Raw genomic sequence first — 25,565 nt, 5'->3', positions numbered from 1 at the left:
GGCAGCGCGGCGCGGGGTGCCGGACGCGACGGACGTCCGGGGCGCGAGCGCCGCCCGGCTGTCGGTGGGGTGGTGCACACTGGCCTGATCCGCACCATGTCAGGGAGTGCACCGTGACCGCGTCCGGCCCGTCCCACGGAAAGGGACCGTCGCCCCTCACCGAGGGCCCGCACCGCCAGGCCCACGTCGACCCCCTGGCCGCCCTGCGCGCGCCCGGCGACCCCCCGTGGGACGTGTACCTCACGGGCACCGTCTTCCTCGACATCGTCTTCACCGGCCTCGACTCCGCGCCGGTGCGCGGCACCGAGTCCTGGGCCCGCGGCATGGGCTCCAGCCCCGGCGGGGTCGCCAACATGGCCACCGCGCTGGCCCGCCTCGGCCTGCGCACCAGCCTCGCGGCGGCCTTCGGGGACGACCACTACGGCGAGTACTGCTGGGACGCCCTCGCGCAGGGCGAGGGCATCGACCTGACCCCGTCGCGCAGCGTCCCCGGCTGGCACTCGCCGGTCACTGTGTCCATGGCGTACGAGGGGGAGCGCACGATGGTCTCCCACGGCCACGAACCGCCCCCCGAGGAGCCCGCCCCCGACTGCCCGCCCCGCGCGCGGGCCGCGGTCGCCTCGCTGGTACCGGGCCGGCCGGCCACCTGGATCGCCCAGGCCGCCGCCCGGGGCACCCGGATCTTCGGCGACGTCGGCTGGGACGACACGGGCGCGTGGGACCTGGCCGGACTGTCCGACCTCGCCCACTGCGAGGCGTTCCTGCCCAACGCCGAGGAGGCCATGCGCTACACCCGCACCGACTCCCCGCGCGCCGCCGCGCACGCCCTCACCGAGCACGTGCCGGTCGCGGTGGTCACGCTCGGCGCGGAGGGCGCGTACGCGGTGGACCGGCGGACGGGGGAGACGGCCGAGGTGCCGGCGATCGCCGTGGAGGCCCTGGACCCTACGGGGGCCGGGGACGTGTTCGTGGCCGGGTTCGTCACCGGCTCGCTCGCGGGCTGGCCGTTGGCGGACCGGCTCGCCTTCGCCGGGCTGGTGGCGGCGCTGTCGGTGCAGGAGTTCGGCGGGTCGCTGTCGGCGCCCGGCTGGTCGGAGATCGCGACCTGGTGGCGCGAGGTGCCCTCGGTCGAGGGCCAGGACCGGGCGGCCCTGAGCCGGTACGCGTTCCTGGAGCGGCTGCTCCCCGACGACGCGGCGCGGCCCTGGCCCCTGCGCCGGGCCGTCCCGACGATCGGCTTCGGCCGTTCGAACTGAGCGGGCCGGACGCGGGACCTCCCGTCGTCCCGGATGCCGGGCCGATAAAACGCCTACGGCGTTGTCGGTGGCCCGGCGTACCCTTGAATTCGCCAGGCCGCCCGTGTGGCGCGCGTGCCGTATCGAGGAGGACGAGCAAGGCCTACAGAGCCGGCCCATGACTCAGACACCCACAGCTCACAGCCCCGCGCAGGGGCAGGCGCGAGCGCAGTTCACCGTTCCCGCCCAGCACCCCATGGTGACCGTGCTGGGATCCGGAGACGCCCTCCTGCGCGTGATCGAGAAGGCCTTCCCGGCGGCCGACATCCACGTCCGGGGCAATGAGATCAGCGCGGTCGGCGACCCGGTCGACGTCGCCCTCATCTCGCGCGTGTTCGAAGAGATGATGCTGGTGCTCCGCACCGGGCAGCCGATGACGGAGGACGCAGTGGAACGGTCGATCGCCATGCTGCGGGCGAGCGAGGCGGGCACCAACGACGGCCAGGAGACCCCGGCCGAGGTGCTCACGCAGAACATCCTCTCCTCGCGGGGACGCACCATCCGCCCGAAGACCCTCAACCAGAAGCGGTACGTCGACGCGATCGACCACCACACGATCGTCTTCGGCATCGGCCCCGCCGGCACCGGAAAGACGTACCTGGCGATGGCCAAGGCCGTCCAGGCGCTGCAGTCCAAGCAGGTCAACCGCATCATCCTGACCCGCCCCGCGGTCGAGGCCGGCGAGCGCCTCGGCTTCCTGCCGGGCACGCTCTACGAGAAGATCGACCCCTACCTGCGCCCGCTCTACGACGCCCTGCACGACATGATCGACCCCGACTCGATCCCGCGGCTGATGGCGGCGGGCACGATCGAGGTCGCCCCGCTGGCGTACATGCGCGGCCGCACGCTCAACGACGCGTTCATCATCCTGGACGAGGCGCAGAACACGAGCCCCGAGCAGATGAAGATGTTCCTCACCCGCCTCGGCTTCGACTCCAAGATCGTGATCACCGGTGACGTGACGCAGGTCGACCTGCCGAGCGGCACCAAGTCCGGTCTGCGGCAGGTGCAGGAGATCCTGGAGGGCGTCGACGACGTCCACTTCGCGCGGCTGTCCTCGCACGACGTCGTCCGGCACAAGCTGGTGGGCCGTATCGTCGACGCGTACGAGCAGTACGACAGCCAGCACGGCACGGAGAACGGCACGCACAAGGGCGGCCGGGGGAAGTCCGCGCACAAGGGGAAGTAGACACAGCACGGCATGTCGATCGACGTCAACAACGAGTCCGGAACCGAGGTCGACGAGCAGGCGATCCTCGACATCGCCCGCTACGCGCTCGCACGGATGCGCATCCACCCGCTCTCCGAGCTCTCGGTGATCGTCGTGGACGCCGACGCCATGGAGCAGCTCCACGTGCAGTGGATGGACCTGCCGGGCCCCACCGACGTGATGTCCTTCCCGATGGACGAGCTGCGCCCGCCGTCCAAGGACGACGAGGAGCCCCCGCAGGGGCTCCTCGGCGACATCGTCCTGTGCCCGGAGGTCGCCGCCCGGCAGGGCACGGAGGCCGCCACGCAGCACTCCATGGACGAGGAGCTCCAGCTGCTCACCGTCCACGGGGTGCTGCACCTGCTGGGGTACGACCACGAGGAGCCCGACGAGAAGGCCGAGATGTTCGGCCTGCAGGCGGCCATCGTGGACGGCTGGCGTGCGGAGAAGGGCCTGACCGGCCCGTCGCCCGCGCCGACCGTGTCATGAGCCCCCAGCTCGTCGCCGGCGCGATCGCCCTGGTCGTCGTCGCCTGGCTCGCCGCCTGCGCGGAGGCGGGCCTCGCACGCGTCTCCAGCTTCCGCGCCGAGGAAGCCGTGCGCACCGGCCGGCGGGGCAGCGCCAAGCTCGCCCAGATCGCCGCCGACCCGACCCGCTACCTCAACGTGGCGCTGCTGGTGCGCGTCGCCTGCGAGATGGCGGCCGCCGCCCTCGTCACCTACGCGTGCCTGCGGGGCATCGACACGACCTGGCAGGCGCTGCTCGCCGCGATCGGCGTCATGGTCCTGGTGTCGTACGTCGCCGTGGGCGTCTCCCCGCGCACCATCGGCCGCCAGCACCCGCTGAACACGGCGACGGCCGCCGCCTACGTGCTGCTGCCGCTGGCCCGGATCATGGGCCCGATCCCGTCGCTGCTGATCCTCATCGGCAACGCCCTCACTCCCGGCAAGGGCTTCCGCCGCGGCCCGTTCGCCTCCGAGGCCGAGCTGCGGGCGCTGGTCGACCTCGCCGAGAAGGAGTCGCTGATCGAGGACGAGGAGCGCCGGATGGTGCATTCGGTCTTCGAGCTGGGCGACACCCTGGTGCGCGAGGTGATGGTGCCGCGCACCGACCTGGTGGTGATCGAGCGCTACAAGACGATCCGCCAGGCCCTGACGCTCGCGCTGCGCTCGGGCTTCTCGCGCATACCGGTCGCCGGGGAGAGCGAGGACGACATCGTCGGCATCGTGTACCTGAAGGACCTGGCCCGCAAGACGCACATCAGCCGGGACGCGGAGAGCGAGCTGGTCTCCACGGCGATGCGGCCCGCGTTCTTCGTGCCCGACACCAAGAACGCCGGCGACCTGCTGCGGGAGATGCAGGAGGAGCGCAACCACGTCGCGGTGGTGATCGACGAGTACGGCGGCACCGCCGGCATCGTCACCATCGAGGACATCCTCGAGGAGATCGTCGGCGAGATCACCGACGAGTACGACCGGGAGCTGCCGCCCGTGGAGGAGCTGGGCGGCGACCGCTACCGGGTCACGGCCCGCCTCGACATCACCGACCTGGGCGAGCTGTACGGCCTGGAGGAGTACGACGACGAGGACGTGGAGACCGTCGGCGGCCTGCTCGCCAAGGCCCTCGGCCGGGTGCCGATCGCCGGGGCGTCCAGCGTCGTGGAGCTGCCCGATGGCCGGGAGCTGCGGTTGACCGCCGAGGCGGCGGCCGGGCGCCGGAACAAGATCGTGACCGTGCTGGTGGAGCCCGTCGGCCCGGCCGCCCGGACCGGCGGGCAGCACAAGGAGCACGCGGGGGTCGACGGGACGGGGGCGGAACCGGCGTGACGCCCCAGGAGCTGCGGGCCCTGTGCCTGTCGTTCAACGCGGCCGAGGAGGACTTCCCGTTCGGCCCGGAGACCTCGGTCTTCCGGGTCCTCGGCAAGCTCTTCGCGCTGACCGCCCTCGACGCCCGGCCCCTCAAGGTCAACCTCAAGTGCGACCCGGAGGACGCGGTGCGGCTGCGTGGGGAGCACCCGGGGCTGGTCCTGCCCGGCTGGCACATGAACAAGCGGCACTGGAACACCGTCGTCGCCGACCGTGACCTCCCGGACCGCCTCGTCCGGGAGCTCGTGGAGGACTCCTACGACCTCGTGGTCGCCGGCCTGCCGCGCGCCGAGCGCCTCCGCCTCGACCGCCCCTGAGCACCGGCCGCGCCCGGCCCGTCCCGTCCGGCGGTACGCGCACCCCGTGACGGGGCGGGCGGCGGGGGTGTTCGTATGCTCGGGGCATGACCGAGAGCAACGCGCTTGACCCCGAGGACCGCAAGATCGTCACGCTGGCCCGTTCCGCGCGGGCCCGCAACGGCGTGCCCGAGGGCGCGGCCGTGCGCGACGACACCGGACGCACCTACGTCGCCGGGACGGTGGAGCTGGCGTCGCTGCGGCTGAGCGCGCTGCGCACGGCGGTGGCGATGGCCGTGGCCTCGGGCGCGAGCTCGCTGGAGGCGGCGGCGGTGGTGACCGGGGCGGACACCGTCCCGGCGGAGGACCTGGCCGCGGTCCGGGACCTGGGCGGCGCGGGCACGCCGGTCCTGCTGGCGGCCCCGGACGGCACGGTGCGCTCGACGGTCCCGGCGGAGTGAGCAGGGCGAGAGCCCGGCGGTGAACCCCGGATCCGGCAGCGGGGCTGTGCGTGCCGGATCCGGGGTCGTCGTGGTCCGCAGTGCGGGTTATTTCACGGCTCCCGCGGTGACTCCGCGGGTGAGGGAGCGCTGGAAGACGAGGAAGAAGACGATCATGGGGATGACACCGAGGAGGGCGGCGGCGCTCATGGCGGTGGGGTCGCTGGTGTACTGGCCCTGCATGACGGACAGGCCGAGCGGGACGGTTTGGTTGTCGTTGGAGATGAGCAGGACGAGCGGGTAGAGGAACTCGTTCCAGCTCCAGACGAAGAAGAACACGCACATCACCGACAGGGTGGGCCAGCTCATGGGCAGGATGATGCGCCACAGGATGGCCCAGCGGCCGGCGCCGTCGAGGGAGGCGGCTTCGATGAGTTCGCGGGGGAAGCTGCTGAAGACGGACGACAGCAGGTAGGTGCCGAACGCGCTGTAGGTGACGCCCACCAGGATGGTGTAGCCGAGCTTCCCGTCGTACAGGCCCATCTCCTTGAACAGGTAGTAGATGGGGTAGACCAGGCCCTCCTGCGGCAGGACGTTGACGCCGAGGAAGAAGACGAGGAACGCGGTGCGCCAGCGGACGCGGCCGATGCCGATGGCGTAGGCGTTGAAGAGGGCGAGGACGACGGCGATGAGGACGACCCCGAGGCTGATCTCGATGCTGTTGATCAGTTTCTGGGTGAAGTCGACGCGCTGCCAGACGTCGCTGATGATGTCCCAGTTCCAGTGCTCGGGCCAGGACAGCGAGCCGTGGGAGCGGTAGTCGGCGCTGGTCTTGAAGGAGTTGAGCAGGATGATCGCGAACGGGGCGAGGAAGGCCAGGACGAAGACGGTGACCGCGGCCACGACGGCGTAGGAGCCGGCGCTGCGGCGCTTGCCCGCGGTGCGGCGCTTGGTGCGCCTGGGTGCGGCGTGGCCCGGGGTGGCCGTCTTGTGCGTGCGGGGCGGGGTGGTGGTGTCGGTGGTCATGGTCATCCGTCCTCGCGGGCCTGGCGGGTGAGCATCGTCCCGGCGATGATCAGCACGAGCAGGGTGATGGTGCTGGAGATCGCGGATCCGTAGCCGACGTCGGCGCGTTCGAAGAAGTTCTGGTAGGCGAAGTAGGCGGGCACGAGGGTGGAGTTCCCGGGGCCGCCGCCGGTGAGGACGAAGATCTGGGCGAAGACCTTCAGGCCGGCGATGGTGGTCGTGACCAGGACGACGTAGACCTCGGGGCGCAGGATCGGCACGGTGATGCGGGTGAAGCGCTGCCACCAGGAGGCGCCGTCCAGGGAGGCGGCCTCGTACAGCTCGGGGTCGATGCGCTGCAGGCCGGACAGGAAGAGCACCAGGGGGTAGCCGAGCTGCATCCAGACCAGGACGGCGAGGACGACCCAGAGGGCGAGGTCGGGGTCGCCGAGCCAGTTCTCGGCCAGGGAACCGAGGCCGACCTTGTCCAGGAGGCTGTTGACGGCGCCTTCCGGGGCGAGGATCCACCCCCACATCAGTCCGGTCACGGCGACGGGGATGACCTGGGGGAGGTAGAGGCCGGAGCGGAAGACGCCGACGAGGCCGTCGCCGTGCTTCTTGCCGATGTAATCGAAGAGCAGGGCTGCCAGGAACAGGCCCAGCAGGGTGGGTACGACCGCGATGCCGACGATGACGAAGGCGATGTTGCGGAAGGAGGCCCAGAAGTCGGCGTCCTGGAAGAGCCGGGTGTAGTTGTCCAGGCCGGTGAAGGTGGGATCGCCGATGCCCTGCCAGGCGGTGAGGCTGTAGTAGAAGGTCATCACCAGCGGGACGACGAGGAAGAGCAGGGCCAGCAGGAGGCCGGGTGCGAGGAAGACGGCGTACCCCGTGGACCGCGGGTGACGTGTGGTTTTCACTGTTGCTCCTAGAGGGGCGGGACGACGGCCCGGTGGGCCCGGGGCGTCGTCCCCGGGGGCAGGCTCAGTGCCGGGTCGCGGTGTACTTCTCGTAGGGTGCGGCGAGCTGGTCGAGGACCGCGTCGGTCTTGCCGCCGTTCATGAGGTTCTGGGTGGCGGCCAGCCAGGTGTCGAAGTAGCCGGCGACGGGCCAGTCGGGGTAGAAGGCCAGACCGCCGCTGGCCTGGTCCTGGTCGAAGGCGTTGATGAGCTGCCGGGACTTGGGGTTGGTGATCTCGTCGGCCTTGGCTGCGAGGGGGACGTTGCCCTCTTCACCTATGAGCTTCTGGATCTTGGGTGACATGGTGATGTCGATGAAGTCCTCGGCGAGCTTCTTGTTCTTCGCCTTGGTGGGGACGACCCAGTTGTTGCCGCCGGCACCGAGGGTCATCCTGCTGCCCGGGTAGGGGGCGGTGGACCAGCGGAAGTCCTTGATGTCGGTGGTCAGGCCGCCGAACCACCAGTTGCCGCCGACCATGATGGGGCGCTTCTGGGACACGAACTGCTCGGTCATGTCGGTGCCCTTGAGGCCGACGTCCTTCTTGTCGAAGTAGCCCTTGTCGACCCATTCCTTGAACTTGTTCACGGCGTAGGTCATCTCGGGGCCGTGGAAGTCGACCTTGCCCTGGTAGCGCTGGTAGTCGTCGACCCACTTCTGGTCGGCCTTGGACAGGGCGAGCAGGTAGAGCCAGTGCATGGCGGGGTGGTCGTTGCCGGCGTTGGCGAGGGGGGTGACGCCGGCGGCCTTGAACTTGGCCAGGGCGGCTTCGAAGCCGGCGAAGTCGGTGGGCTTGGTGACGTGGTACTTCTTGAAGAGGTCGTCGTTGTAGTAGGTGAGGACGAACTCGCCGTAGTTGGGCACGCCGTACCACGTGTCGCCGCCCATCTCGCCGTTCTTGTCGTAGCGGGCGGTGACGGAGGCGCTGTCGCTGATCTTCGTGTCCCAGCCGCGGTCCTTGACGACCGAGGTGAGGTCGGTGAGCAGGCCCTGCTTGGCGAGCAGGCCGGTGGTGGCGTTGCCCTTGTTGTACTCCATGACGTCGGGCGCCTTGTCGGAGTTGAGGATCATGCCGGCGTTCTGCTGGATCTGGTCGAACGTCTTCTGCTCGAAGACGACCTTCACGTCCGGGTGGGTCCTCTTGAACTCGGTGATGGCCGCGGCCCACGCCTTGCCCAGGGCGCCGTCCTTGTCCTCGTAGTGCCACAGCCGCAGGGTCTTGCCGTCACCGGCGGCGGAGTCGGAGCCGCCGCAGGCGGTGAGCGGGGCCAGCAGGGCCACTGCGGAGAGGGCCAGCAGCAGCGGCCTTCTGCGCAGGGAAGAGCGGGTGCGCGGGTTGTTCATGGTGGTTTCCTCGGGGTGCGTCGGTGCGACAGGGCGGGATCACGTCAGGTGGTGGTGCGGCGGCGGTGGACGCGGGCTTCCCACGGCTGCAGGGTGTGCGGGCTCGTGAGGGGTGAGGTGGCGGGCACGTTCGCGATGAGCGTCTCGGTGCCTTCCCAGCCGTCGGGCAGGTCGACGGTGAGGTCGTCGGCGCCGAAGTTGGCCAGGACGAGCAGTTCCGTGCCGGTGCCCGTGTCGTGGCGGGTGAAGGCGTAGAGCTGTTCGTGCTCCGGGTGGAGCATGTGGAAGTCGCCGTGGGTCAGGGCGGGCTCGGTGTGCCGCAGGGCGATCAGGCGGCGGTAGTAGTGGAAGACGGAGTCGGGGTCGGCGAGCTGCGCCTTGGCGTTGACCTCGGCGTGGTCGGGGTTGACCGCGATCCACGGCGTGCCGGCGGTGAAGCCGGCGTGGTCGGTGGCGTCCCACTGCATGGGGGTGCGGGCGTTGTCGCGGCTGCGCTGCCGCAGACCGTCGAGCACCTGCTGTTCGTCGGCGCCCAGGGCGAGCTGGTCGCGGTGGTGGTTGAGGGACTCGATGTCACGGAAGTCGTCGATCGACGTGAACGGCGCGTTGGCCATGGCGACTTCCTCGCCCTGGTAGACGTACGGGGTGCCGCGGTGCAGGTGCAGGACGGTGGCCAGCAGTTTCGCCGAGCGGTACCGGTTGGGCGGTGAGTCGTCGCCGAAGCGGGAGACCACGCGCGGCTGGTCGTGGTTGTTCCAGTACAAGCTGTTCCAGCCGGTCTCGCCCAGGCCGGTCTGCCAGCGGCCGAGGCTGGCCTTGAGGTCGGTCAGCTTCAGCGGGCGGACGTCGAACTTGCCGCCGGGGCCCTGGTCGAGGCCGACGTGCTCGAACTGGAAGACCATGTCGAGTTCGCGGCGGGCGGGGTCGGTGAAGAGCTTGGCCTCCTCCACCGTGACGCCGGGCATCTCCCCGACGGTGAGCAGGCGGCGCGGGTGGCCGGCCAGGACCTCGCGGTGCATCTCGGCGAGGTAGTCGTGGATGCGGGGCCCGCACACGTAAGAGGGGTGGCCAAGTCCGTAGCGAGCGCCCTCGGGGACGATGCCGTCGGGCAGCGCCGGGTCCTTGGAGATCAGGTTGATGACGTCCATGCGGAAGCCGTCGACGCCCCGGTCGAGCCACCAGCGCATCATCGCGTACACGGCCTGGCGGACCTCGGGGTTGTCCCAGTTCAGGTCGGGCTGCTTGCGGGAGAAGGTGTGCAGGTAGTACGCGCCGCCGGCGGTGTCGTACGTCCACGCGGGACCGGAGAACCACGACCCCCAGTTGTTCGGTTCCGCTCCCGGTGTTCCGGGCTCCATGCCCTCCCGGGGCGGGCGCCAGATGTACCAGTCGCGCTTCGGGCCGTCCGGGCCGCCGTCGCGGGAGGCGGTGAACCAGGGGTGTTCGTCGCTGGTGTGGTTGACGACCAGGTCCATGACGAGCTTCATGCCGCGTTCGTGCACGGAGGCCAGGAGCCGGTCGAAGTCGGCGAGGGTGCCGAAGAGGGGGTCGATGTCCTGGTAGTCGCTGATGTCGTAGCCGTTGTCGTCGTGCGGGGAGGGGTAGACCGGGGAGAGCCACAGCACGTCGACGCCGAGTTCTGAGAGGTAGTCGAGACGTTGGGTGATGCCCTGCAGGTCGCCTGTGCCGTCCGCGTCGGAGTCGGCGAAGCTGCGCGGGTAGATCTGGTAGACCACCGCGTTGCTCCACCAGGCGTCGGCAGGGCTGGGCGCGTTTTCGGGCACGTCAAATCCTCATCTTGGCTGCGGGGTACTTGCCGGGACGGTGGGTCGGGGGGCGGGTGATCGGTTGCCGGGGCGGCCGTGCGGGTCAGGAGATCGCGGCGCCGACGGCCTCGCGGATGACGAGACAGGCGGCGCCCCGGGCCCACAGGTCGTGCGTGACGGGGTGGACGTGGACGTCGCAGTCGCGGGCGGCGGTGGAGAAGGCGTGGGCGTCCAGCGCCTGGTTCAGGGCCGGTCCGAACAGGTCGTGGGCGACGGCGCCTTCCCCGGCGAGGATGATCTTCTGCAGGTTGAGCAGGTTGCACATGCCGGCCAGTCCTCGGCCCAGTGCCGTGCCCGCCTCGGCGAAGGCGGAGCGGGCGACGGTCTGCGCCGAGCCGCTTCCCGAGCGGGCGATGTCCATGGCCTCGGTGATGGTGGCGCAGGGCACCCCGGCGTCCTGCAGGTGGCGCAGCACGGCACGGTCACCGGCGAGGGCTTCCAGGCAGCCGCGCCGGCCGCAGCTGCACATCGGGCCGGCCGGGTCCAGGGGCAGGTGGCCGAGCTCTCCGGCCAGGCCGGTCGCACCGGAGAACAGGGCGCCGTCCAGGAGGAGACCACAGCCGATGCCGGGTCCGACGGTGACGACGGCGAAGGAGTCGACGTCCCGGCCCTGCCCGAACCAGCGCTCCGCCACCACGAGGGTGTTGACGTCGTTGTTGACCACCACCGGCAGCCCGGTGGCCGCGCGCAGCGGACCGGCCACGTCGACCTTGTTCCAGTCCAGCAGTGCCGAGTAGCGGCACACACCGGCGGCGGAGTCGACGTGACCGCTGACGCCGACGCCGACGCCGAGCACCCTGTCCGCCGCCTCGGGCGTCTGTGCGAGCAGGCGTCCGGTCAGGGCCGCGGCAGCGGACAGGGCCGTCTCGGGGGTGCGGTCGGCGATGGGTTCTTCGAGGCGGGCGAGGACGTTGGCGGCCATGTCGGTGACGACGCCCGACACCTGCGCGGGACCGATCTTGATGCCGACCACGGTGTGCTTGTCGGGGTTGACGTGCAGCATCTTCTGCGGACGGCCCCTCCCGTTGGGGGCGGTGTCGCTCTCGTGCAGGTAGCCGTGCTCGAGCAGCGGGGGCAGCATGCGGGTGACGCTGGAGGGCACCAGGCCCAGGCGCTGGGCGAGCTGGGTGCGCGACAGCGGACCGGAGGTCAGCACGGTGGCGAAGATCTCCGCGCGGGACTGTTCGCTGACGAGATCCGAGAACCGGACCGGTGAGGGGCTCATCCCTGGTGTCTCCAGACGTGGGTGACGGCGTGTCAGCCGATGTCGACGTGGTTCAGCGCTATCGAACCGCTGTCGCCGGCGGTGCGCATCAAGGTGAGGAGGGTGCGTCTGGAGAGCGCCATGCGTGTCCCCCGGAGGAGTGGTCGCAGGGCCGGTGCGGCTCGACCGGTTGCCTGCGGATGACGGGAGTGTGTCCCCCGAGGTTTTCATGCGTCAAGGAAGAAAAAGGCGCGTTATCGAACCGTGACTGGCGCCCTTGCTCCGGTTTCGCGGCTCTCGCGAGCGTGTATGGGGTGCTGCGGGCACCCCGGGGCAACGAATCTCGCTGATTTCGTTGACACGAGGAAGAAATAGCGGGACGTTAACCGGCGACCGCACCGCGTACACAGCGGCGGGGTCGACCCCTTCTGCGCCAGGGGTGCAGTGTGCGTGACACCCGCATGCACGCACACTGCACCCCGGCGTTGCCCAGCGGCTGCCGCCGAGACCCGCGGCTCGCTGCCGGTGCACCTACCCTCACGGCTCACCCCGGACGTCCGCCCCTGCGGACGGTCCGGCGGCTGGGGTGCGCGCGGACGCCGCCCTTCCCCCAAGCGAGGAGATATGACAGGAGCACGACACCACAGAGTCCGGCGCACCGCACTGGCCATCGGCCTGGTGCTGGCCGCTTCGGGACTGGCCTTCGTGCCGGCTTCCCCGGCATCCGCCGCCACCGTCAGCGACGCCTGGACCGACGCGTCCCGCTACGCGCCCGGCCAGGAAGCGACGGTGACCGCACAGGTCGACGGCAGCGGCCCGGTGACCTTCACGCTCACCCACCTCGGGGACGTGGTCAAGAGCGGCACCGTGCAGGCCGACGGCAGCGGACGGGCCGTGTGGAAGGTGACGCCGCCCTCCACGGACTTCCAGGGCTACCTGGTCGAGATCCAGGCCGGGTCCAGCCGCACCCAGACGGCGATCGACGTCTCCTCCACCTGGACCCGCTTCCCCCGGTTCGGATTCCTGGCCCACTACGGCACGAACATCTCCGCCGACGACGCCAAGGGTGACATCGCCGAGCTCTCCCAGCGCTACCACATCAACGCGCTGCAGTACTACGACTGGCTGTGGAAGCACGAGAAGCCCGTCAAGCACGACGGATCCGGCGTCGCCGGCACCTGGACCGCGTGGAACGGCGACACCCTCAGTTCCACCACCATCCGCAACTACATCGACGCCGAACACGGCCGCGGCATGGCCGCCCTGCCGTACCAGATGTCGTACGCGGCCCTCAACGCCTACGACACCTCCCAGGTCAACCCGGACTGGCGGCTGTTCAACAGCCCCGGCGGCACGGACGAGTGGTACTACCCGATGCTGCCCAACCAGATCCTGCACCTGATGAACCCCGAGAACCCCGACTGGCAGAACTACATCGTCGGCCAGTACCAGGACTCGGTGAACTCCATGGGCTTCGACGGAGCCCACCTGGACCAGATCGGCTACTGGTCGGAGAAGTACGACAAGGCCGGCAACAAGGTCAACCGTCCAGGCGGCTTCGCGCAGCTGACCAACAAGACCAAGCAGGCCCTGCCCGCGGGCCGCAACGCGGTCGGCTTCAACGCCGTCGACGGCTACGGCGACGCCGAACTCGCCAAGTCCAACGCCGACTACCTCTACACCGAGCTGTGGTCGAACTTCGAGACCAACGCCTCGGTCAAGGATTACCTCGAGCGCCAGCGCCAGGCGTCCGGCGGCAAGCCGCACATCACCCCCGCCTACATGAACCGCCCCAACACCCCCGACTCCAGCACCCCGAACAACAACTCCGTATTCGACACCACCTCGGTGCAGCTGGCCAACGCCATGTTCGCGGCCAACGGCGCCAACCACCTCGAGCTCGGCCCCGACGACCACATGCTCAACACCGAGTACTTCCTCAACAAGGACAAGAGCATGTCCGCCGAGCTCAAGGCCTGGGAGAAGACGTACTACGACGTCATCACCGGCTACGAGAACCTCTTCTACGGCCCCGACCTGCACACTGCGTCCAACAAGACCGTCGTCGACGGGGTCAACACCTCCACCGACGGATCCGGCAACACCGTGTGGACCAACCCCATGCGCAACGGCGACACCGACGTCCTGCACCTGATCAACCTGCTCGGCAACGACGGCAAGTGGCGCGACGCAGGCACCGCCACCCCGCCGGTCAGGACCAACGTCCCCGTCAAGTACTACCTGCGCGACGGACAGCAGGCCCCCGCGGCCCTGCGCATCGGCAGCCCCGACCGCGACGGCGGCCGCTCGGCCAACCTGCCCTTCACCACCGGCAGCGACTCCTCCGGCACCTACCTCAAGTTCACCGTCCCCGAACTGAAGAACTGGGACTTCGTCTACTTCGACCGCACCGCCAACACCGACGACCCCGGCGACGGCGGCACCGACCCGGGCAACGGATCTGGCACCGGCAAGCAGCTCGTCAACGCGGGCGGCAAGTGCGCCGAGGCCAAGGACGGCGCGAGCGCCAACGGCACCCCCGCCCAGCTCGCCACCTGCGCCGGCACCGACCGGCAGAAGTGGACCCTGAACGGCACCGAGCTGCGCGTCCTGGGCAAGTGCCTGGACGTCGAGGGCGGCAACACCGCCAACGGCACCAAGGCCCACCTGTGGGACTGCGGCGGCTACGACAGCCAGAAGTGGGCCTTCCAGTCCAACGGCACCCTGAAGAACCTCAAGTCCGGGCGCTGCCTCGACATCGAGTACCAGAGCACCGCGGACGGAGCACGGCTCCACCTGTGGGACTGCGGCACCTGGAACAGCCAGAAGTGGTCCCTGACCAGCTGAACCAGCCGCCCCGCACAACCGGCTGGGCCGCCCGCCGCCCGCCTCGTGCGGCGCGAGCGCAACCGTACGGGCCCTGAGCCCGTACCCCCCGATCGGCCGGCATCCCCGCTTGAGGGTGCGGGGATGCCGGTCCCCCTCCAGAGCCTGCGCCGTGGCGCTCGCAGCAGTGCCGTCGCAGCGAAGCTCACTCCAGGAAGGACACCCGCGGTGAATCCCGAAGCGATCAGCGCTCCCGTCGTCCTCGCGCTCTACCGGATCGTGGTGGGCTTCCTGTTCGCCTGCCACGGCACGGCCACCCTGTTCGACGTCCTCGGCGGCCCGCACGGGTCGGCACCTGCCGTGGGCCAGTGGCCGGGATGGTGGGCCGCCGCCATCCAGCTGGCCGGAGGGCTCCTGGTGGCGCTCGGCGTCGGCACCCGCCCGGCAGCGGTCGTCTGCTCCGGCTCCATGGCCTACGCCTACTTCGTCGAGCACCAGCCCCACGCCCTGTTCCCCATCGAGAACGGCGGCGAGCCCGCCGCCCTCTTCTGCTGGGCCTTCCTGCTCATCGCCGCCTCCGGCCCCGGCACCTGGACGGCGAACACGCTCATCCGTCCCACGACTGCGGCCGCCCCGAAGCAGCAGCAGGTGAGCCGGCCCGAAAGCTGACCCGAACAGCACCCTCCCAGCACACGCAAGGCCCTGACCGGCCGGCGTCGCCGACCGGTGTCCCACTCGGAGAACCATGGAGGAGTACCCACCATGAACCGCGCACCCGCAACGACGTCCCGCCGCACCGCGTTGGGCGCCGCCGCGCTGGCCACCGCCCTGCTGGGCCTGATGGCGCAGGCACCGACCGCCTCCGCCCACGGCACGGTCATCGCCCCGCAGACCCGCAACTACGGCTGCCTGCAGCGCTGGGGCTACAACGAGCCCAACGAGGCCCAGGACCCCATGTGCTACCGCACCTACCACGAGAACCCCAACGCGATCACCGCCTGGAAGGCCGTCTACGCCAACAACACCGGCGACAACTACCAGCAGGTCATCCCCAACGGCCAGATCTGCAGCGCCGGCGGCCAGGGCGAGACGAACTACGCACCCCTGGACCGGCCCGGACCGTGGATCACCAGCAGCATCGGCTCGAACTTCACCGTCGACCTCTACGACGAGGCGCGCCACGGCGCGGACTGGCTGGAGGTCTACGTCACCAAGCAGGGCTTCAACCCCGAGTACCAGCTCATCAACTGGGACGACCTGGAGCTGGTGAAGAAGACCGGCCGCTACCCCTACCAGGCGCACTACGTCACCGACGTCACCACCTCCGGCTACAGCGGACGGCACGTCGTGGTCACCGTCTGGAAGGCCTCGCACATGGACCAGAAGTACTTCCTGTGCAGCGACGTCACCTTCAACTGACCGAGTCGGCCCGCACCTCGTAGCACGCGGCCCCGCGAGCACACCGCGCGAACGGTCTCGCGGGGCCGGCCCCCTTCACCCCACGCGCAGCCACCGCTGCGCCGGCACTGGTCTGGAGGCGCCGGATGGCCCACCGAGGCACCCTGCCCGCACGCGCCCGTCACCCACATCCGCCCCGTCAGGACCCCTCGGCGCCACCCCCGCACCGCCACCGGTACGCAGCCGCGCTGCACCGGTCGGCCGAGCGCTACCGGCCCGCCAGCCCCATCCTCCTGCGCGTCAGCGTGGGCATCATCTACTGCTGGTTCGGCGTCCTCAAACTCTTCCCCGCCACCAGCCCCGCCGAGCACATCGCCATCCAGACCATGACCAAGCTGACCGGCGGCTCGGTTCCCGCGCAGGTGTCGCTGCCGTTACTGGGCACCGCCGAGACGCTGATCGGCCTCGCCCTGGTCACCGGAGTCCTCCTGCGCCACGCCCTCGCCGCCTTCTACGCCCACATGAGCGGCGTGTTCTCCTCCCTGGTCCTGCTCCCGGACGCCATGTGGCACCACGGCATCCCCACCCTCGACGGCCAGTACGTCCTGAAGAACCTCGTCCTGATCGCCGCCTGCCTCGCCGTCACGGCCGACGAGCTCACCCGCTGACCGACGCCCGGCCGCGCAGCATCGCACCACTGGCACCGCACACCCCAGGAGACCAGCCCCGTGGGCAGCACCATCACCCTGAAGCGACTCAGCAAGACCTACCCGGGTGGCCACACAGCCGTCCACGACGTGTCCCTGCACCTGCACCCCGGGGAATTCCTGGTCCTCCTGGGGCCATCAGGGTGCGGAAAATCCACCCTGCTCCGCATGATCGCCGGCCTCGAGGACATCACCAGCGGCGACCTGCTCCTCGACCAGCAACCCGCCAACGACCTGCCCGCCAGCGAACGCAACGTGGCCATGGTCTTCCAGAACTTCGCCCTCTACCCCACCATGACCGCCGCCGACAACATCGCCTTCCCCCTCACCGCACGCGGAGAAGAAGAACAGGAGATCGCCCGGGCCGTCGACGACGTCGCCGAGCGGCTCGGCATCCGTTCCCTGCTGCAACGGACCCCCGCCCAGCTCTCCGGAGGGGAACGCCAGCGCGTCGCCATGGGACGCGCCGTCATCCGCCAGCCCTCGATCTTCCTCATGGACGAACCACTCGCCAGCCTCGACGCACGCCTGCGCGTCCGGCTCCGCACCGAGATCCTGTCCGTCGTACGCCGCGCCCGAGCCACCACCATCTACGTCACCCACGACCAGACCGAAGCCATGGCCCTGGGCGACCGCATCGCCGTCCTGCGCAACGGAGCCCTCCAGCAAGTCGGCACCCCCGCCGACCTCTACAGCCTGCCCGACAACGCCTTCGTCGCGTCCTTCCTCGGCACGCCCCAGATCAACCTGCTGCACGGCACCCTCTACGCCCCGATCGACAGCGGCATGACCCTCAGCCTCGGCGCCCAGGAACTCCCCCTGCCCCAGGAACCGGGCCACGACATGCTGCGCATCCTGCAAGGCCGGCCCCTCCTCGTCGGCCTGCGCCCCGAAGCACTGCGCACAGGGGGAGAACCGGCCCCCCACGAGCGTCGGCTGCACGCCATGGTCACCCACGTCGAGCACCACGGCCACGAGACCCTCCTGCACGTCACCACCGGCTCACGACACGCAGACGTGCCCCACCCCACACCCGCGGACGACCAGCCCCAGCACCGGACGAACGCCCTGCCCCGACTCCTGCACCACATCGGCGCACGCCTGCGCGGTGCCCTCCAGCAGCGCCCGCCCGCACCACCGCGGCCCGCACCGCCCCTGCCCGACGACTACGGGGTCGGTGAACTCGTCCTCCGCGCACCGCACGACCTGCACTGCCGGCCGGGCGACCGCTTCACGCTCCTCGTCGACATGCGGGCCCTGATGCTCTTCGACGCCCACGGAGACCGCGTCTTCCCCCGCCCCCTGCACCGTCCCGAACTCTGACCGGCGAGCGTCCCGCGCCAGGGATCCGCACCTCCGCGCGGTGGCTCAGAGCGCGTCGGGGCCGCGTTCGCCGGTGCGGACCCGGACGACCGTCTCCACCGGCAGCGCCCACACCTTGCCGTCCCCGATCTTGCCGGTGTGCGCGGCCCGGACGATCGCGTCGATCACCGGGTCCGCGTCGGCGTCCTCGACGACCACCTCGATGCGCACCTTCGGCACCAGGTCCACCCGGTACTCGGCGCCCCGGTACACCTCGGTGTGGCCGCGCTGCCGGCCGTAGCCGCTGGCCTCGGTGACGGTCAGGCCCTGCACGCCGAGCTCCTGCAAGGCGTTCTTGACCTCGTCGAGGCGGTACGGCTTGACGATGGCGGTGATCAGCTTCATGCCTGCGGCTTGACCTTCTGGGCGGAGGGGAGGACGGAGTGGGCGACCGGGGCGCCATGGCCCAGGACCCCGTGATCGTAGGCGGTCTCGGCGTGCACCGTAAGGTCCAGGCCGGTGTGCTCCTGCTCCTCGCTCGCGCGGAAGCCCATCAGGCGGTCGAGCACCTTGCCGAGGGCGAAGGTCACGCCGAACGCGTACACCGCGACGACCACCACGGCGACGAGCTGCTTGCCCAGCTGGGCGAGGCCGCCGCCGTACAGCAGGCCCTCCGCGCCGCCGGTCATGGCCCGCTCGGCGAAGACGCCGATGAGCAGGGTGCCGACGATCCCGCCGACCAGGTGGACGCCGACGACGTCCAGCGAGTCGTCGTAGTCCAGCTTGAACTTCCAGCCCACGGCGTACGAGCAGACGACGCCGGCGGCCAGGCCGACCACCAGGGCGCCGAGCAGGGACACCGAGCCGCAGGACGGGGTGATCGCCACCAGGCCCGCGACCGCGCCGGACGCGGCGCCCAGCGTGGTGGGGTGGCCGTCGCGCCGCTGCTCGACGAAGAGCCAGCCGAGCAGGCCGGTGCAGCCCGCGGCGAGGGTGTTGAGGAACACCGCAGCGGCCAGGCCGTTCGCGGCGAGCACCGAGCCCGCGTTGAAGCCGAACCAGCCGAACCACAGCAGGCCGGCGCCCAGCACCACCATGGGCAGGTTGTGCGGGCGCATCGCGTCCTTCTTGAAGCCCAGGCGCGGGCCCAGGACCAGGCACAGGGCGAGCCCGGAGGCGCCGGAGGTGATCTCGACGGGCAGGCCGCCGGCGAAGTCCAGGGCGCCCAGGTGGGTCAGGATCCAGCCGCCCGGACCCCACACCCAGTGGGTGACCGGAACGTATACCAGCAGCGCCCACACCGGCACGAAGACCAGCCACGCGGCGAACTTCGCACGGTCGGCGACGGCGCCGCTGACCAGGGCCGCCGTGACGATCGCGAAGGTCAGCTGAAACGTGGCGAACAGCAGCGTGGGCACCGTGCCCCGGACGCTGTCCGGGCCGAGGCCCGCGAGGCCGAGGTGGTCGAGGCCGCCGATCAGCCCGGCGGCGGTGTCGCCGCCGAAGGCGAGCGAGTAGCCGGCCGCCAGCCAGACGACGGTCACCAGGGCGATCGACACGAAGCTCATCATCAGCATGTTCAGGACGCTCTTGGTGCGGACCATGCCGCCGTAGAACAGGGCCAGGCCCGGCGTCATGAGCAGCACGAGCGCGGTGGCGGCGAGCAGCCAGGCGGTGTCGCCGGTGTCGATCCGCGGTGCGGCGAAGGTCGTCACGGGGTCTCCAACGGTGCGAGGGCTCGCGAGGGCTCGTCAGAGGGTCACCGCTGCGCGTTTCCGGTTGCGTACGGGTGTGTTTCCGTGACGTTTCGTTGCGGGCGGGTTTCCGGACCCTCACCGGCGGGGCGGCGTCGCGGGCGTGGTGCGGCGGGGCTCCGGGGATCAGGGAGAATGGGCGGCATGAGCGTTCGTACCCAGTCATCCGAGCAGTCGGCCGAGGCCGCGCACCGGGCCGGTTTCGCCTGTTTCGTGGGGCGGCCCAACGCGGGCAAGTCCACCCTCACGAACGCTCTGGTCGGGAAGAAGGTGGCGATCACCTCCAACCGGCCCCAGACCACGCGGCACACCGTGCGGGGCATCGTGCACCGGCCCGAGGCCCAGCTGATCCTGGTGGACACCCCGGGGCTGCACAAGCCGCGGACGCTGCTCGGCGAGCGGCTCAACGACGTGGTGCGCGCCACCTGGGCCGAGGTCGACGTGATCGGCTTCTGCCTGCCCGCCGACCAGAAGATCGGGCCCGGCGACCGGTTCATCGCCAAGGAGCTGGCCGGGATCAAGCGGACGCCCAAGATCGCCATCGTCACCAAGACCGACCTGGTCGACTCCAAGGCGCTGGCCGAGCAGCTCATCGCGGTGGACCAGATGGCGCGCGAGCTCGGGTTCGAGTGGCAGGAGATCGTGCCCGTGTCGGCGGTCGGGGACCAGCAGGTGGCGCTGCTCGCCGACCTCCTGGTGCCGCTGCTGCCGGAGGGGCCGGCGCTGTACCCCGAGGGCGACCTCACCGACGAGCCCGAGCAGGTGATGGTGGCCGAGCTGATCCGCGAGGCCGCCCTGGAGGGCGTGCGCGACGAGCTGCCGCACTCCATCGCCGTGGTCGTGGAGGAGATGCTGCCGCGCGAGGACCGGCCGGCGGACCGTCCGCTGGTGGACATCCACGCCAACATCTACATCGAGCGGCCCAGCCAGAAGGGCATCATCATCGGCCCGAAGGGCAAGCGGCTGAAGGACGTGGGCGTGAAGTCCCGCCAGCAGATCGAGGCGCTGCTCGGCACGCCGGTCTTCCTCGACCTGCACGTGAAGGTGGCCAAGGACTGGCAGCGCGACCCCAAGCAGCTCCGCCGCCTGGGCTTCTGAGCCCCGGGGCGCGCCCGGCCTCAGACCGCGCCCGGCGTCAGGTCCTGCAGTCCCACCACCCGCAGCAGGTGCAGGCGCTCGTGGGACTCCGTGCCCGGGCGGGCCGTGTGGATGAGCAGGTGCTGGTGGTGGTCGTCGGTGAGCAGCAGCTCGCAGTCGAGCTCCAGCAGGCCGACCACCGGGTGCTGGAAGCGCTTGACCGAGGCCCGGCGCACCGCCACCTCGTGCCGGTCCCACAGCGCGGCGAACTCCTCGCTGGACGCCCGTAGTTCGGCCACCAGGGCGGCCGGTTCCGGGTCGTCGGGGCGGGCCGCGGCCACCGCGCGCAGGTTCGCCACGTGGGCGCGGGCGTGCTCGGCCCGGTCCTCGGAGGGGAACAGGTCGCGGCCCGCACGGTCGAGGAAGAACCGGCGCACCACGTTGCGCTCGTGCGGCGGGCGGGCCAGCACGTCCCCGCTGAGCGCCCGGGACATCGCGTTCTGCGCCAGCACCTCGCCCACGTCGGTCATCACCAGCGCGGGCGTGTCGTGCAGCCGGTCCAGGACCAGCAGCAGGCCGGGGCGCACGTGGGCGGCCGGCGCGTCCCGGCGCGGGGGCTCCTCGCCGGCCAGGTGGAACAGGTGGTCGCGCTCGTCGTCGGTCAGGCGCAGGGCCCGTGCGAGCGCGGTGAGCATCTGCCGGGACGGGCGCGGACCGCGGGACTGCTCCAGCCGCGTGTAGTAGTCCACCGACATGCCGGCCAGCGCCGCCACCTCCTCGCGGCGCAGCCCCGGCGTGCGGCGGCGGGCCCCGGCCGCGAGGCCCACGTCGGACGGGTTCAGCCGGGCGCGGCCGCGGCGCAGGAAGTCGGCGAGTTCGGCTCGGTTCACCCCTCCAGCGTCCGTCACCGCGTGCGGGTTATCCAGGGACTGCCGGTCCCCCGATCCACGGGTCTCTCCCGGTCCCGCCCTCCCGGCCGCAGGGTGGTCGTACCGGACGGACACGAGGAGAAGATCATGCTGACACTGGTGACGGGGACGACGGGACGCGTCGGCAGCAGGTTCGCGCCGCGGCTGCTGGGACAGCGGCGGCCGGGCGACACGGTGCGCGTCCTGGTGCGCGACGCCGCCCGCGCGGAGCGGCTCGCCGCGCTGGGCGCCGAGGTCGTCACCGGCGACCTGCGCGACCCGGAGGCGCTCGGCAAGGCGGTGGCCGGGGCGGACGCGGTGGTGAACGTCGCCGCGACCTTCCGCGGGGTGCCCGACGAGGAGGCGTGGGCGGTGAACCACGGCGCCGCCGTGGAGCTGGGCCGCGCCGCGCTGGCCGCCGGAGTGGGCCGCTTCGTGCAGGTCAGCACGGCGAACGTGTACGGCGTCGGCCGTGGCCGCCCGCTGACCGAGGACGACGAGAGCCGGCCCGGCGGCGAGATGTGGGGCGCCTACGCCGAGTCCAAGATCCGGGCCGAGCGGGACCTGCTCGCCCTGGACGGCCTCGACGTACGGATCGGGCGGCTGCCGTTCGTCTACGGCGACGGCGACCCGCACCTGGCGGAGTCGCTGCGCTGGGCCGCGCACTGGGCGGCGGCCCAGCGGCTCCAGATGGTGCACCACGCGGACGTCGCCCAGGGCCTGCTGCGGCTGCTGCACGCGCCGGGCATCGGCGGCCGCGTCTACAACATCACCGACGACGCCCCGGTCACCACGGTCGAGCTGTACCGCCTGAACGGCGCCGAGGTGCCCGCCGAGGTGTCCGCCCGCACGGACCCCGACCCGTTCTTCGGGGTCCTGTCCACCGAGCGGATCCGCCGGGAGCTCGGCTACCGCCCGGTCCACCCCTCGGTGTGGGCGGCCCGGGACGCGGGTGCCCTCTGACCGGCGGGGCGGTCACCCCCTGGTCCGCAGCGCCTCCCGCAGCCAGGTGTAGGACGCCTTGGGCGTGCGCTCCTGCGTCGTGAAGTCGACGTGGACCAGGCCGAAGCGGCGGGCGTAGCCCTCGGCCCACTCGAAGTTGTCCAGCAGGGACCACACGAAGTAGCCGCGCACGTCGACGCCGGCGGTGTGGGCGTCGTGCAGGGCGCGGATGTGGGCGTCGAGGTAGGCGATGCGCTCCTGGTCGTCGACGCCGTCGTAGCTGCAGCCGTTCTCGGTGATGATCACGGGCGGGAGCCGGTCGCCGTAGCGGGCCTTGAAGGTGGTGAGCAGTTCGGTCAGCGCCTCGGGGACCACCGGCCAGCCGAAGTCGGTGACCGGCCGGCCCTCGATCTCCCGCACGGTGAAGGGGAGTTCGGCGGGCATGCGGACGCCCCCGAACTCGATGTCGGTGCCCTGCGGGGCGCCCACCTTCGTCGGGGCGTAGTAGTTGATCCCGTACCAGTCGAGCGGCTCGGAGATCACCTCCAGGTCGGCCGCCACGTCCCCGGGCATCAGCTCGCCGATCCCCTCCGGGTACGCGCCCAGCAGGACCGGTTCGGCGAACAGGCGGTTGAGCAGCAGGTCGTAGAAGTCCGCCGCCTCGACGTCCGGCCCGTCCCCGGAGGCCGGCCAGGTCGGGCCGTGGGAGTTGGCGATGCCGACGTCAGCGGCGCCGGCCGCGCGCAGCGCCCGGACGGCCAGGCCGTGGGCCAGCAACTGGTGGTGGGCGACCGGGAGCGCGTCGAACAGCAGCCGCCTGCCGGGGGCGTGCACACCGAGCGCGTGGCCCAGCAGGGTGTGCTCGGCGGGCTCGTTGAGGGTGATCCAGGTGCTCACGCGGTCGCCGAGCCGGTCGGCGACGGCGGACACGTGGTCCGCGAAGCGCGCGGCGGTGTCCCGCCGCAGCCAGTCCAGGGGGGCGGGCAGGTCCCAGTGGAAGAGGGTGGGGACCGGGCGGACGCCCGCCGCGCACAGCTCGTCCACCAGCCGGTCGTAGAAGTCCAGCCCGCCCGGGCGGTTCACCCGCGGCCAGGAGACCGAGAAGCGGTACGCGTCCACCCCGAGCCCGGCGAGGAGGGCCACGTCCTCGCGGTAGCGGTGGTAGTGGTCGCAGGCCACGGCGGCCGTCGAGCCGTCCTTCACCCGGCCCGGCTCGGCGGTGAACTCGTCCCACACGGACGGGTCGCGCAGGTCCGCGGCGCCCTCGATCTGGTGGGCCGAGGTCGACACGCCCCACAGGAAGCCGGGCGGGAACGGGGGGATCGCGGTGCGTCGGTCAGTCGCCATGCGCGGATCATCCGTACCGGCGGTAACGGAAGTCAACGGGCGGGCCGCAACAGGCGGTCGGGCGGAGCGTGCGCGACGACCCCGGCGCGCGGGTCGCCGCTCAGGCGCCCTCCTTCAGCACCCGTGAGATCAACTCCCGCTGGTCCTCCGTCAGCCGGGGGTCCGCGCAGTACACCGTCCGGGCGTCCACCGTGATCCGGTAGGCGAACCCGTCCGGGACGCCGGCCGGGGGCGTGCCCCGGCCGGACGCGACCGCGCGCTCGGCCAGGGCCCGCCACTCCGCGGCGTCCGGCCGCCCCGAGGTGTCCACCTCGCCCCGCCGCTCGATACCGGCGAACCCGCCCGTGCGCCTCACCTGAATCCGCATGGGTCCTGTCTAGTACGGACGGGCGCGATCCGCACCCCTGCCCTTGCGGGCGGGCTCCCGCTCACAGGGTCCGCACGCCCACCTGCTCCCACGCCTTGCGCACCGCCTCGAACTCGTCGCCGCCGTCCCCGAACCGCTCCCGCGCCGCCTTGACGGTGAGCCCGGCGAAGTCGGCGAACAGGGCGCGCTCGGCGAGCTCCCCGCCGGTGAGGACGTCGTACCAGATCTGGCCGGCCTTCTCCCAGGCGTGGCCGCCGAGGGCGGTGGCGGCCAGGTAGAACGCGTGGTTGGGGATGCCCGAGTTGATGTGGACGCCGCCGTTGTCCCGGCCGGTGCGCACGTAGTAGGCCATGGTCGCGGGCTGCGGGTCCTTGCCGAGCACGTCGTCGTCGTACGCGGTGCCCGGCGCCTTCATCGAGCGCAGCGCCGAGCCGGTGACGCCGGGGGCGAGCAGCCCCGCGCCGATCAGCCAGTCGGCGTCGCCGGCGGTCTGGCCGAGCGCGTACTGCTTGATCAGCGAGCCGAAGACGTCGGACACCGACTCGTTCAGGGCGCCCGACTGGCCGTAGTAGGTGAGGTTCGCGGTGTGCTGGGTGACGCCGTGGGTGAGTTCGTGCCCGATGACGTCGAGGGGCAGCGTGAAGTCGAGGAAGACCTCGCCGTCCCCGTCGCCGAACACCATCTGCTCGCCGTTCCAGAAGGCGTTGTCGTACTGCTCGTCGTAGTGGACGGTCGCGACCAGCGGCAGGCCCTCGCCGTCGATGGAGTGGCGGCCGTAGACGCGCAGGAACAGCTCGAAGGTGGCGCCGAGGCCGGAGTAGGCGCGGTTGACCGTGGCGTCCTGGCCGGGCGGCTCGCCCTCGCGGCGCACCGCGGTGCCGGGCAGGTCGGTGCGGTGCCCGGCGTCGTGGATCGTGCGCGTCGGCTGGTCCGACGGTGCCTTCGGGCCCGGCTCCGCCGCGAGGCGGAACTCGGTGGTCACCTGGCGCAGTGCGCGCAGCTCGCCGTCGCGCCGCAGGGTGTGGCGGGCGGGGCCGGAGCGGGCGGGGTCCTCGCTGCGGGCCAGCTTGTCGAGGACGTGGGGCGGGACGACGGTGCAGAAGACGGGCTGGAAGCCCCCGTGGGTGGTCATGCCCGGCACCTTCGCACCGGGTGACCGCACTGTCACTACTCGCCACCATGATTGGTGAAATACCCGGACATGCGGTCCCTGTCCGGGCGGTCCAGTGGTATGGCGCGCATCCAGTGGTGTGGCGCGCGTCCAGTGGCATGGCGCACTTTTTGTCGCGATCGTCCGCACGCGTCCACGCGGTCCCGCATACTGATACGGGCCCGCGCGCACCGGATCCCTTCGCTAGGCTGCGAGGCATCATGCGTTTCGGGCTGCTTCTCCTTAGCTGCCGCGGCGAGGGCCTGTAGTCGAGGCCGACCCCCTCCCCGCGGAGCTCGGTGTTGCGTCGTCGGCCGTCCATTCCGGACACCCTGAGGAGCCCGAAGC

General features: G+C 71.2%; 24 protein-coding genes. 13 read left to right on the top strand and 11 right to left on the bottom strand.

The window, feature by feature from the left end; all coding sequences use genetic code 11:
- Positions 1-113: 113 nt before the first annotated feature.
- The 6 genes from E4U91_RS11655 (at position 114) to E4U91_RS11630 (ending at position 5,127) form a co-directional block, all read left to right on the top strand.
- On the top strand, positions 114-1,256 hold the full coding sequence (locus tag E4U91_RS11655) for a carbohydrate kinase family protein (protein ID WP_137306789.1): 1,143 nt from the start codon (positions 114-116) through the stop codon (positions 1,254-1,256).
- A gap of 157 nt (positions 1,257-1,413) precedes the next feature.
- Positions 1,414-2,484: a PhoH family protein gene (locus tag E4U91_RS11650; RefSeq protein ID WP_137306788.1), complete on the top strand. Its 1,071-nt coding sequence runs from the start codon at positions 1,414-1,416 to the stop codon at positions 2,482-2,484.
- A 12-nt stretch (positions 2,485-2,496) separates the two neighbouring features.
- Complete coding sequence (gene ybeY / locus E4U91_RS11645) at positions 2,497-2,994, top strand: rRNA maturation RNase YbeY (protein WP_137306787.1); 498 nt, start codon at positions 2,497-2,499, stop codon at positions 2,992-2,994.
- On the top strand, positions 2,991-4,331 hold the full coding sequence (locus E4U91_RS11640; RefSeq protein WP_241678566.1) for a hemolysin family protein: 1,341 nt from the start codon (positions 2,991-2,993) through the stop codon (positions 4,329-4,331). Before ybeY ends, E4U91_RS11640 begins: the two co-directional genes overlap by 4 nt.
- Positions 4,328-4,687, top strand: coding sequence for an MmcQ/YjbR family DNA-binding protein (locus E4U91_RS11635; protein WP_137306786.1), 360 nt, complete (start codon positions 4,328-4,330; stop codon positions 4,685-4,687). The genes E4U91_RS11640 and E4U91_RS11635 overlap by 4 nt, the downstream gene beginning before the upstream one ends.
- Positions 4,688-4,773: 86 nt before the next feature.
- Positions 4,774-5,127, top strand: coding sequence for a cytidine/deoxycytidylate deaminase family protein (locus tag E4U91_RS11630; protein WP_067241243.1), 354 nt, complete (start codon positions 4,774-4,776; stop codon positions 5,125-5,127).
- Positions 5,128-5,214: 87 nt separating this feature from the next.
- Here E4U91_RS11630 and E4U91_RS11625 read toward each other — a convergent pair whose 3' ends face one another.
- From E4U91_RS11625 to E4U91_RS11605, 5 genes are all read right to left on the bottom strand, one after another.
- The gene (locus E4U91_RS11625; protein WP_137306785.1) at positions 5,215-6,132 is read right to left on the bottom strand and encodes a carbohydrate ABC transporter permease; all 918 of its coding nucleotides are present in this window, start codon (positions 6,130-6,132) and stop codon (positions 5,215-5,217) included.
- A gap of 2 nt (positions 6,133-6,134) precedes the next feature.
- Entirely contained in the window at positions 6,135-7,028 is an 894-nt protein-coding gene (locus tag E4U91_RS11620; protein ID WP_241678565.1) for a carbohydrate ABC transporter permease, read from the bottom strand.
- Between the two features lie 64 nt (positions 7,029-7,092).
- Positions 7,093-8,409, bottom strand: a complete 1,317-nt coding sequence (locus E4U91_RS11615; protein ID WP_137306784.1) for an ABC transporter substrate-binding protein — start codon at positions 8,407-8,409, stop codon at positions 7,093-7,095.
- Between the two features lie 44 nt (positions 8,410-8,453).
- Positions 8,454-10,193: an alpha-glucosidase gene (locus E4U91_RS11610; protein WP_137306783.1), complete on the bottom strand. Its 1,740-nt coding sequence runs from the start codon at positions 10,191-10,193 to the stop codon at positions 8,454-8,456.
- Positions 10,194-10,278: 85 nt separating this feature from the next.
- Positions 10,279-11,460, bottom strand: a complete 1,182-nt coding sequence (locus E4U91_RS11605; RefSeq protein ID WP_137306782.1) for an ROK family transcriptional regulator — start codon at positions 11,458-11,460, stop codon at positions 10,279-10,281.
- 603 nt (positions 11,461-12,063) lie between these two features.
- On the opposite strand from E4U91_RS11605, the gene E4U91_RS11600 reads away from it, so the two are divergent.
- The 5 genes from E4U91_RS11600 (at position 12,064) to E4U91_RS11580 (ending at position 17,693) form a co-directional block, all read left to right on the top strand.
- Positions 12,064-14,286, top strand: a complete 2,223-nt coding sequence (locus E4U91_RS11600) for a glycoside hydrolase family 66 protein (protein ID WP_137306781.1) — start codon at positions 12,064-12,066, stop codon at positions 14,284-14,286.
- 207 nt (positions 14,287-14,493) lie between these two features.
- On the top strand, positions 14,494-14,934 hold the full coding sequence (locus E4U91_RS11595; protein ID WP_241678564.1) for a DoxX family protein: 441 nt from the start codon (positions 14,494-14,496) through the stop codon (positions 14,932-14,934).
- Positions 14,935-15,027: 93 nt separating this feature from the next.
- A complete protein-coding gene (locus tag E4U91_RS11590) occupies positions 15,028-15,684 on the top strand; it encodes a lytic polysaccharide monooxygenase auxiliary activity family 9 protein (RefSeq protein ID WP_137306779.1) in 657 nt (218 codons plus the stop codon).
- A gap of 125 nt (positions 15,685-15,809) precedes the next feature.
- On the top strand, positions 15,810-16,331 hold the full coding sequence (locus tag E4U91_RS11585) for a hypothetical protein (protein WP_241678563.1): 522 nt from the start codon (positions 15,810-15,812) through the stop codon (positions 16,329-16,331).
- A gap of 60 nt (positions 16,332-16,391) precedes the next feature.
- Positions 16,392-17,693, top strand: coding sequence for an ABC transporter ATP-binding protein (locus tag E4U91_RS11580; RefSeq protein WP_137306778.1), 1,302 nt, complete (start codon positions 16,392-16,394; stop codon positions 17,691-17,693).
- 45 nt (positions 17,694-17,738) lie between these two features.
- Here the strand turns inward: E4U91_RS11580 and E4U91_RS11575 are convergent, their stop codons facing one another.
- Together E4U91_RS11575 and E4U91_RS11570 are read right to left on the bottom strand one after the other, a co-directional pair.
- The gene (locus E4U91_RS11575; RefSeq protein ID WP_067241245.1) at positions 17,739-18,077 is read right to left on the bottom strand and encodes a P-II family nitrogen regulator; all 339 of its coding nucleotides are present in this window, start codon (positions 18,075-18,077) and stop codon (positions 17,739-17,741) included.
- Positions 18,074-19,387, bottom strand: a complete 1,314-nt coding sequence (locus E4U91_RS11570; RefSeq protein WP_137306777.1) for an ammonium transporter — start codon at positions 19,385-19,387, stop codon at positions 18,074-18,076. Before E4U91_RS11570 ends, E4U91_RS11575 begins: the two co-directional genes overlap by 4 nt.
- A 183-nt stretch (positions 19,388-19,570) precedes the next feature.
- Here E4U91_RS11570 and era point away from each other — a divergent pair, with 183 nt between their 5' ends.
- Positions 19,571-20,524 carry a GTPase Era gene (gene era / locus E4U91_RS11565; RefSeq protein WP_067241249.1) on the top strand — a complete coding sequence of 318 codons (954 nt, stop codon included), beginning with the start codon at positions 19,571-19,573 and terminating at the stop codon, positions 20,522-20,524.
- A gap of 20 nt (positions 20,525-20,544) precedes the next feature.
- Here era and E4U91_RS11560 read toward each other — a convergent pair whose 3' ends face one another.
- On the bottom strand, positions 20,545-21,393 hold the full coding sequence (locus tag E4U91_RS11560; protein ID WP_137306776.1) for a helix-turn-helix transcriptional regulator: 849 nt from the start codon (positions 21,391-21,393) through the stop codon (positions 20,545-20,547).
- Positions 21,394-21,519: 126 nt separating this feature from the next.
- Here E4U91_RS11560 and E4U91_RS11555 point away from each other — a divergent pair, with 126 nt between their 5' ends.
- Entirely contained in the window at positions 21,520-22,374 is an 855-nt protein-coding gene (locus E4U91_RS11555) for an NAD-dependent epimerase/dehydratase family protein (RefSeq protein ID WP_137306775.1), read from the top strand.
- A gap of 12 nt (positions 22,375-22,386) precedes the next feature.
- On the opposite strand, the gene E4U91_RS11550 is transcribed toward E4U91_RS11555, so the two are convergent.
- From E4U91_RS11550 to E4U91_RS11540, 3 genes are all read right to left on the bottom strand, one after another.
- Positions 22,387-23,700, bottom strand: a complete 1,314-nt coding sequence (locus E4U91_RS11550; RefSeq protein WP_137306774.1) for a GH1 family beta-glucosidase — start codon at positions 23,698-23,700, stop codon at positions 22,387-22,389.
- A 100-nt stretch (positions 23,701-23,800) separates the two neighbouring features.
- Positions 23,801-24,067 (bottom strand): protealysin inhibitor emfourin, encoded by a 267-nt coding sequence (locus E4U91_RS11545; RefSeq protein ID WP_137306773.1) that lies wholly within the window; start codon positions 24,065-24,067, stop codon positions 23,801-23,803.
- A gap of 61 nt (positions 24,068-24,128) precedes the next feature.
- A complete protein-coding gene (locus E4U91_RS11540) occupies positions 24,129-25,199 on the bottom strand; it encodes a M4 family metallopeptidase (RefSeq protein ID WP_137306772.1) in 1,071 nt (356 codons plus the stop codon).
- Between the last annotated feature and the right edge of the window lie 366 nt (positions 25,200-25,565).

It is taken from the genome of Streptomyces lasalocidi, from assembly GCF_005280215.1.
GTDB classification, from domain to species: Bacteria; Actinomycetota; Actinomycetes; order Streptomycetales; family Streptomycetaceae; genus Streptomyces; species Streptomyces longwoodensis.
Note: the sequence above shows the minus strand (reverse complement) of the source record. Positions and strands in the feature narration are given on the sequence as shown.

Bases quoted from the DNA above. Each gene is read 5' to 3' on its own strand.
- E4U91_RS11555 (WP_137306775.1), top strand. From the start codon at position 21,520: ATGCTGACACTGGTGACGGGGACGACGGGACGCGTCGGCAGCAGGTTC.
- E4U91_RS11650 (WP_137306788.1), top strand. From the start codon at position 1,414: ATGACTCAGACACCCACAGCTCACAGCCCCGCGCAGGGGCAGGCGCGA.
- E4U91_RS11640 (WP_241678566.1), top strand. From the start codon at position 2,991: ATGAGCCCCCAGCTCGTCGCCGGCGCGATCGCCCTGGTCGTCGTCGCC.
- ybeY (WP_137306787.1), top strand. From the start codon at position 2,497: ATGTCGATCGACGTCAACAACGAGTCCGGAACCGAGGTCGACGAGCAG.
- E4U91_RS11585 (WP_241678563.1), top strand. From the start codon at position 15,810: ATGGCCCACCGAGGCACCCTGCCCGCACGCGCCCGTCACCCACATCCG.
- E4U91_RS11575 (WP_067241245.1), bottom strand. From the start codon at position 18,077: ATGAAGCTGATCACCGCCATCGTCAAGCCGTACCGCCTCGACGAGGTC.
- E4U91_RS11590 (WP_137306779.1), top strand. From the start codon at position 15,028: ATGAACCGCGCACCCGCAACGACGTCCCGCCGCACCGCGTTGGGCGCC.
- E4U91_RS11540 (WP_137306772.1), bottom strand. From the start codon at position 25,199: ATGACCACCCACGGGGGCTTCCAGCCCGTCTTCTGCACCGTCGTCCCG.
- E4U91_RS11600 (WP_137306781.1), top strand. From the start codon at position 12,064: ATGACAGGAGCACGACACCACAGAGTCCGGCGCACCGCACTGGCCATC.
- E4U91_RS11615 (WP_137306784.1), bottom strand. From the start codon at position 8,409: ATGAACAACCCGCGCACCCGCTCTTCCCTGCGCAGAAGGCCGCTGCTG.
- E4U91_RS11550 (WP_137306774.1), bottom strand. From the start codon at position 23,700: ATGGCGACTGACCGACGCACCGCGATCCCCCCGTTCCCGCCCGGCTTC.
- E4U91_RS11545 (WP_137306773.1), bottom strand. From the start codon at position 24,067: ATGCGGATTCAGGTGAGGCGCACGGGCGGGTTCGCCGGTATCGAGCGG.
- E4U91_RS11605 (WP_137306782.1), bottom strand. From the start codon at position 11,460: ATGAGCCCCTCACCGGTCCGGTTCTCGGATCTCGTCAGCGAACAGTCC.
- E4U91_RS11625 (WP_137306785.1), bottom strand. From the start codon at position 6,132: ATGACCACCGACACCACCACCCCGCCCCGCACGCACAAGACGGCCACC.
- era (WP_067241249.1), top strand. From the start codon at position 19,571: ATGAGCGTTCGTACCCAGTCATCCGAGCAGTCGGCCGAGGCCGCGCAC.
- E4U91_RS11630 (WP_067241243.1), top strand. From the start codon at position 4,774: ATGACCGAGAGCAACGCGCTTGACCCCGAGGACCGCAAGATCGTCACG.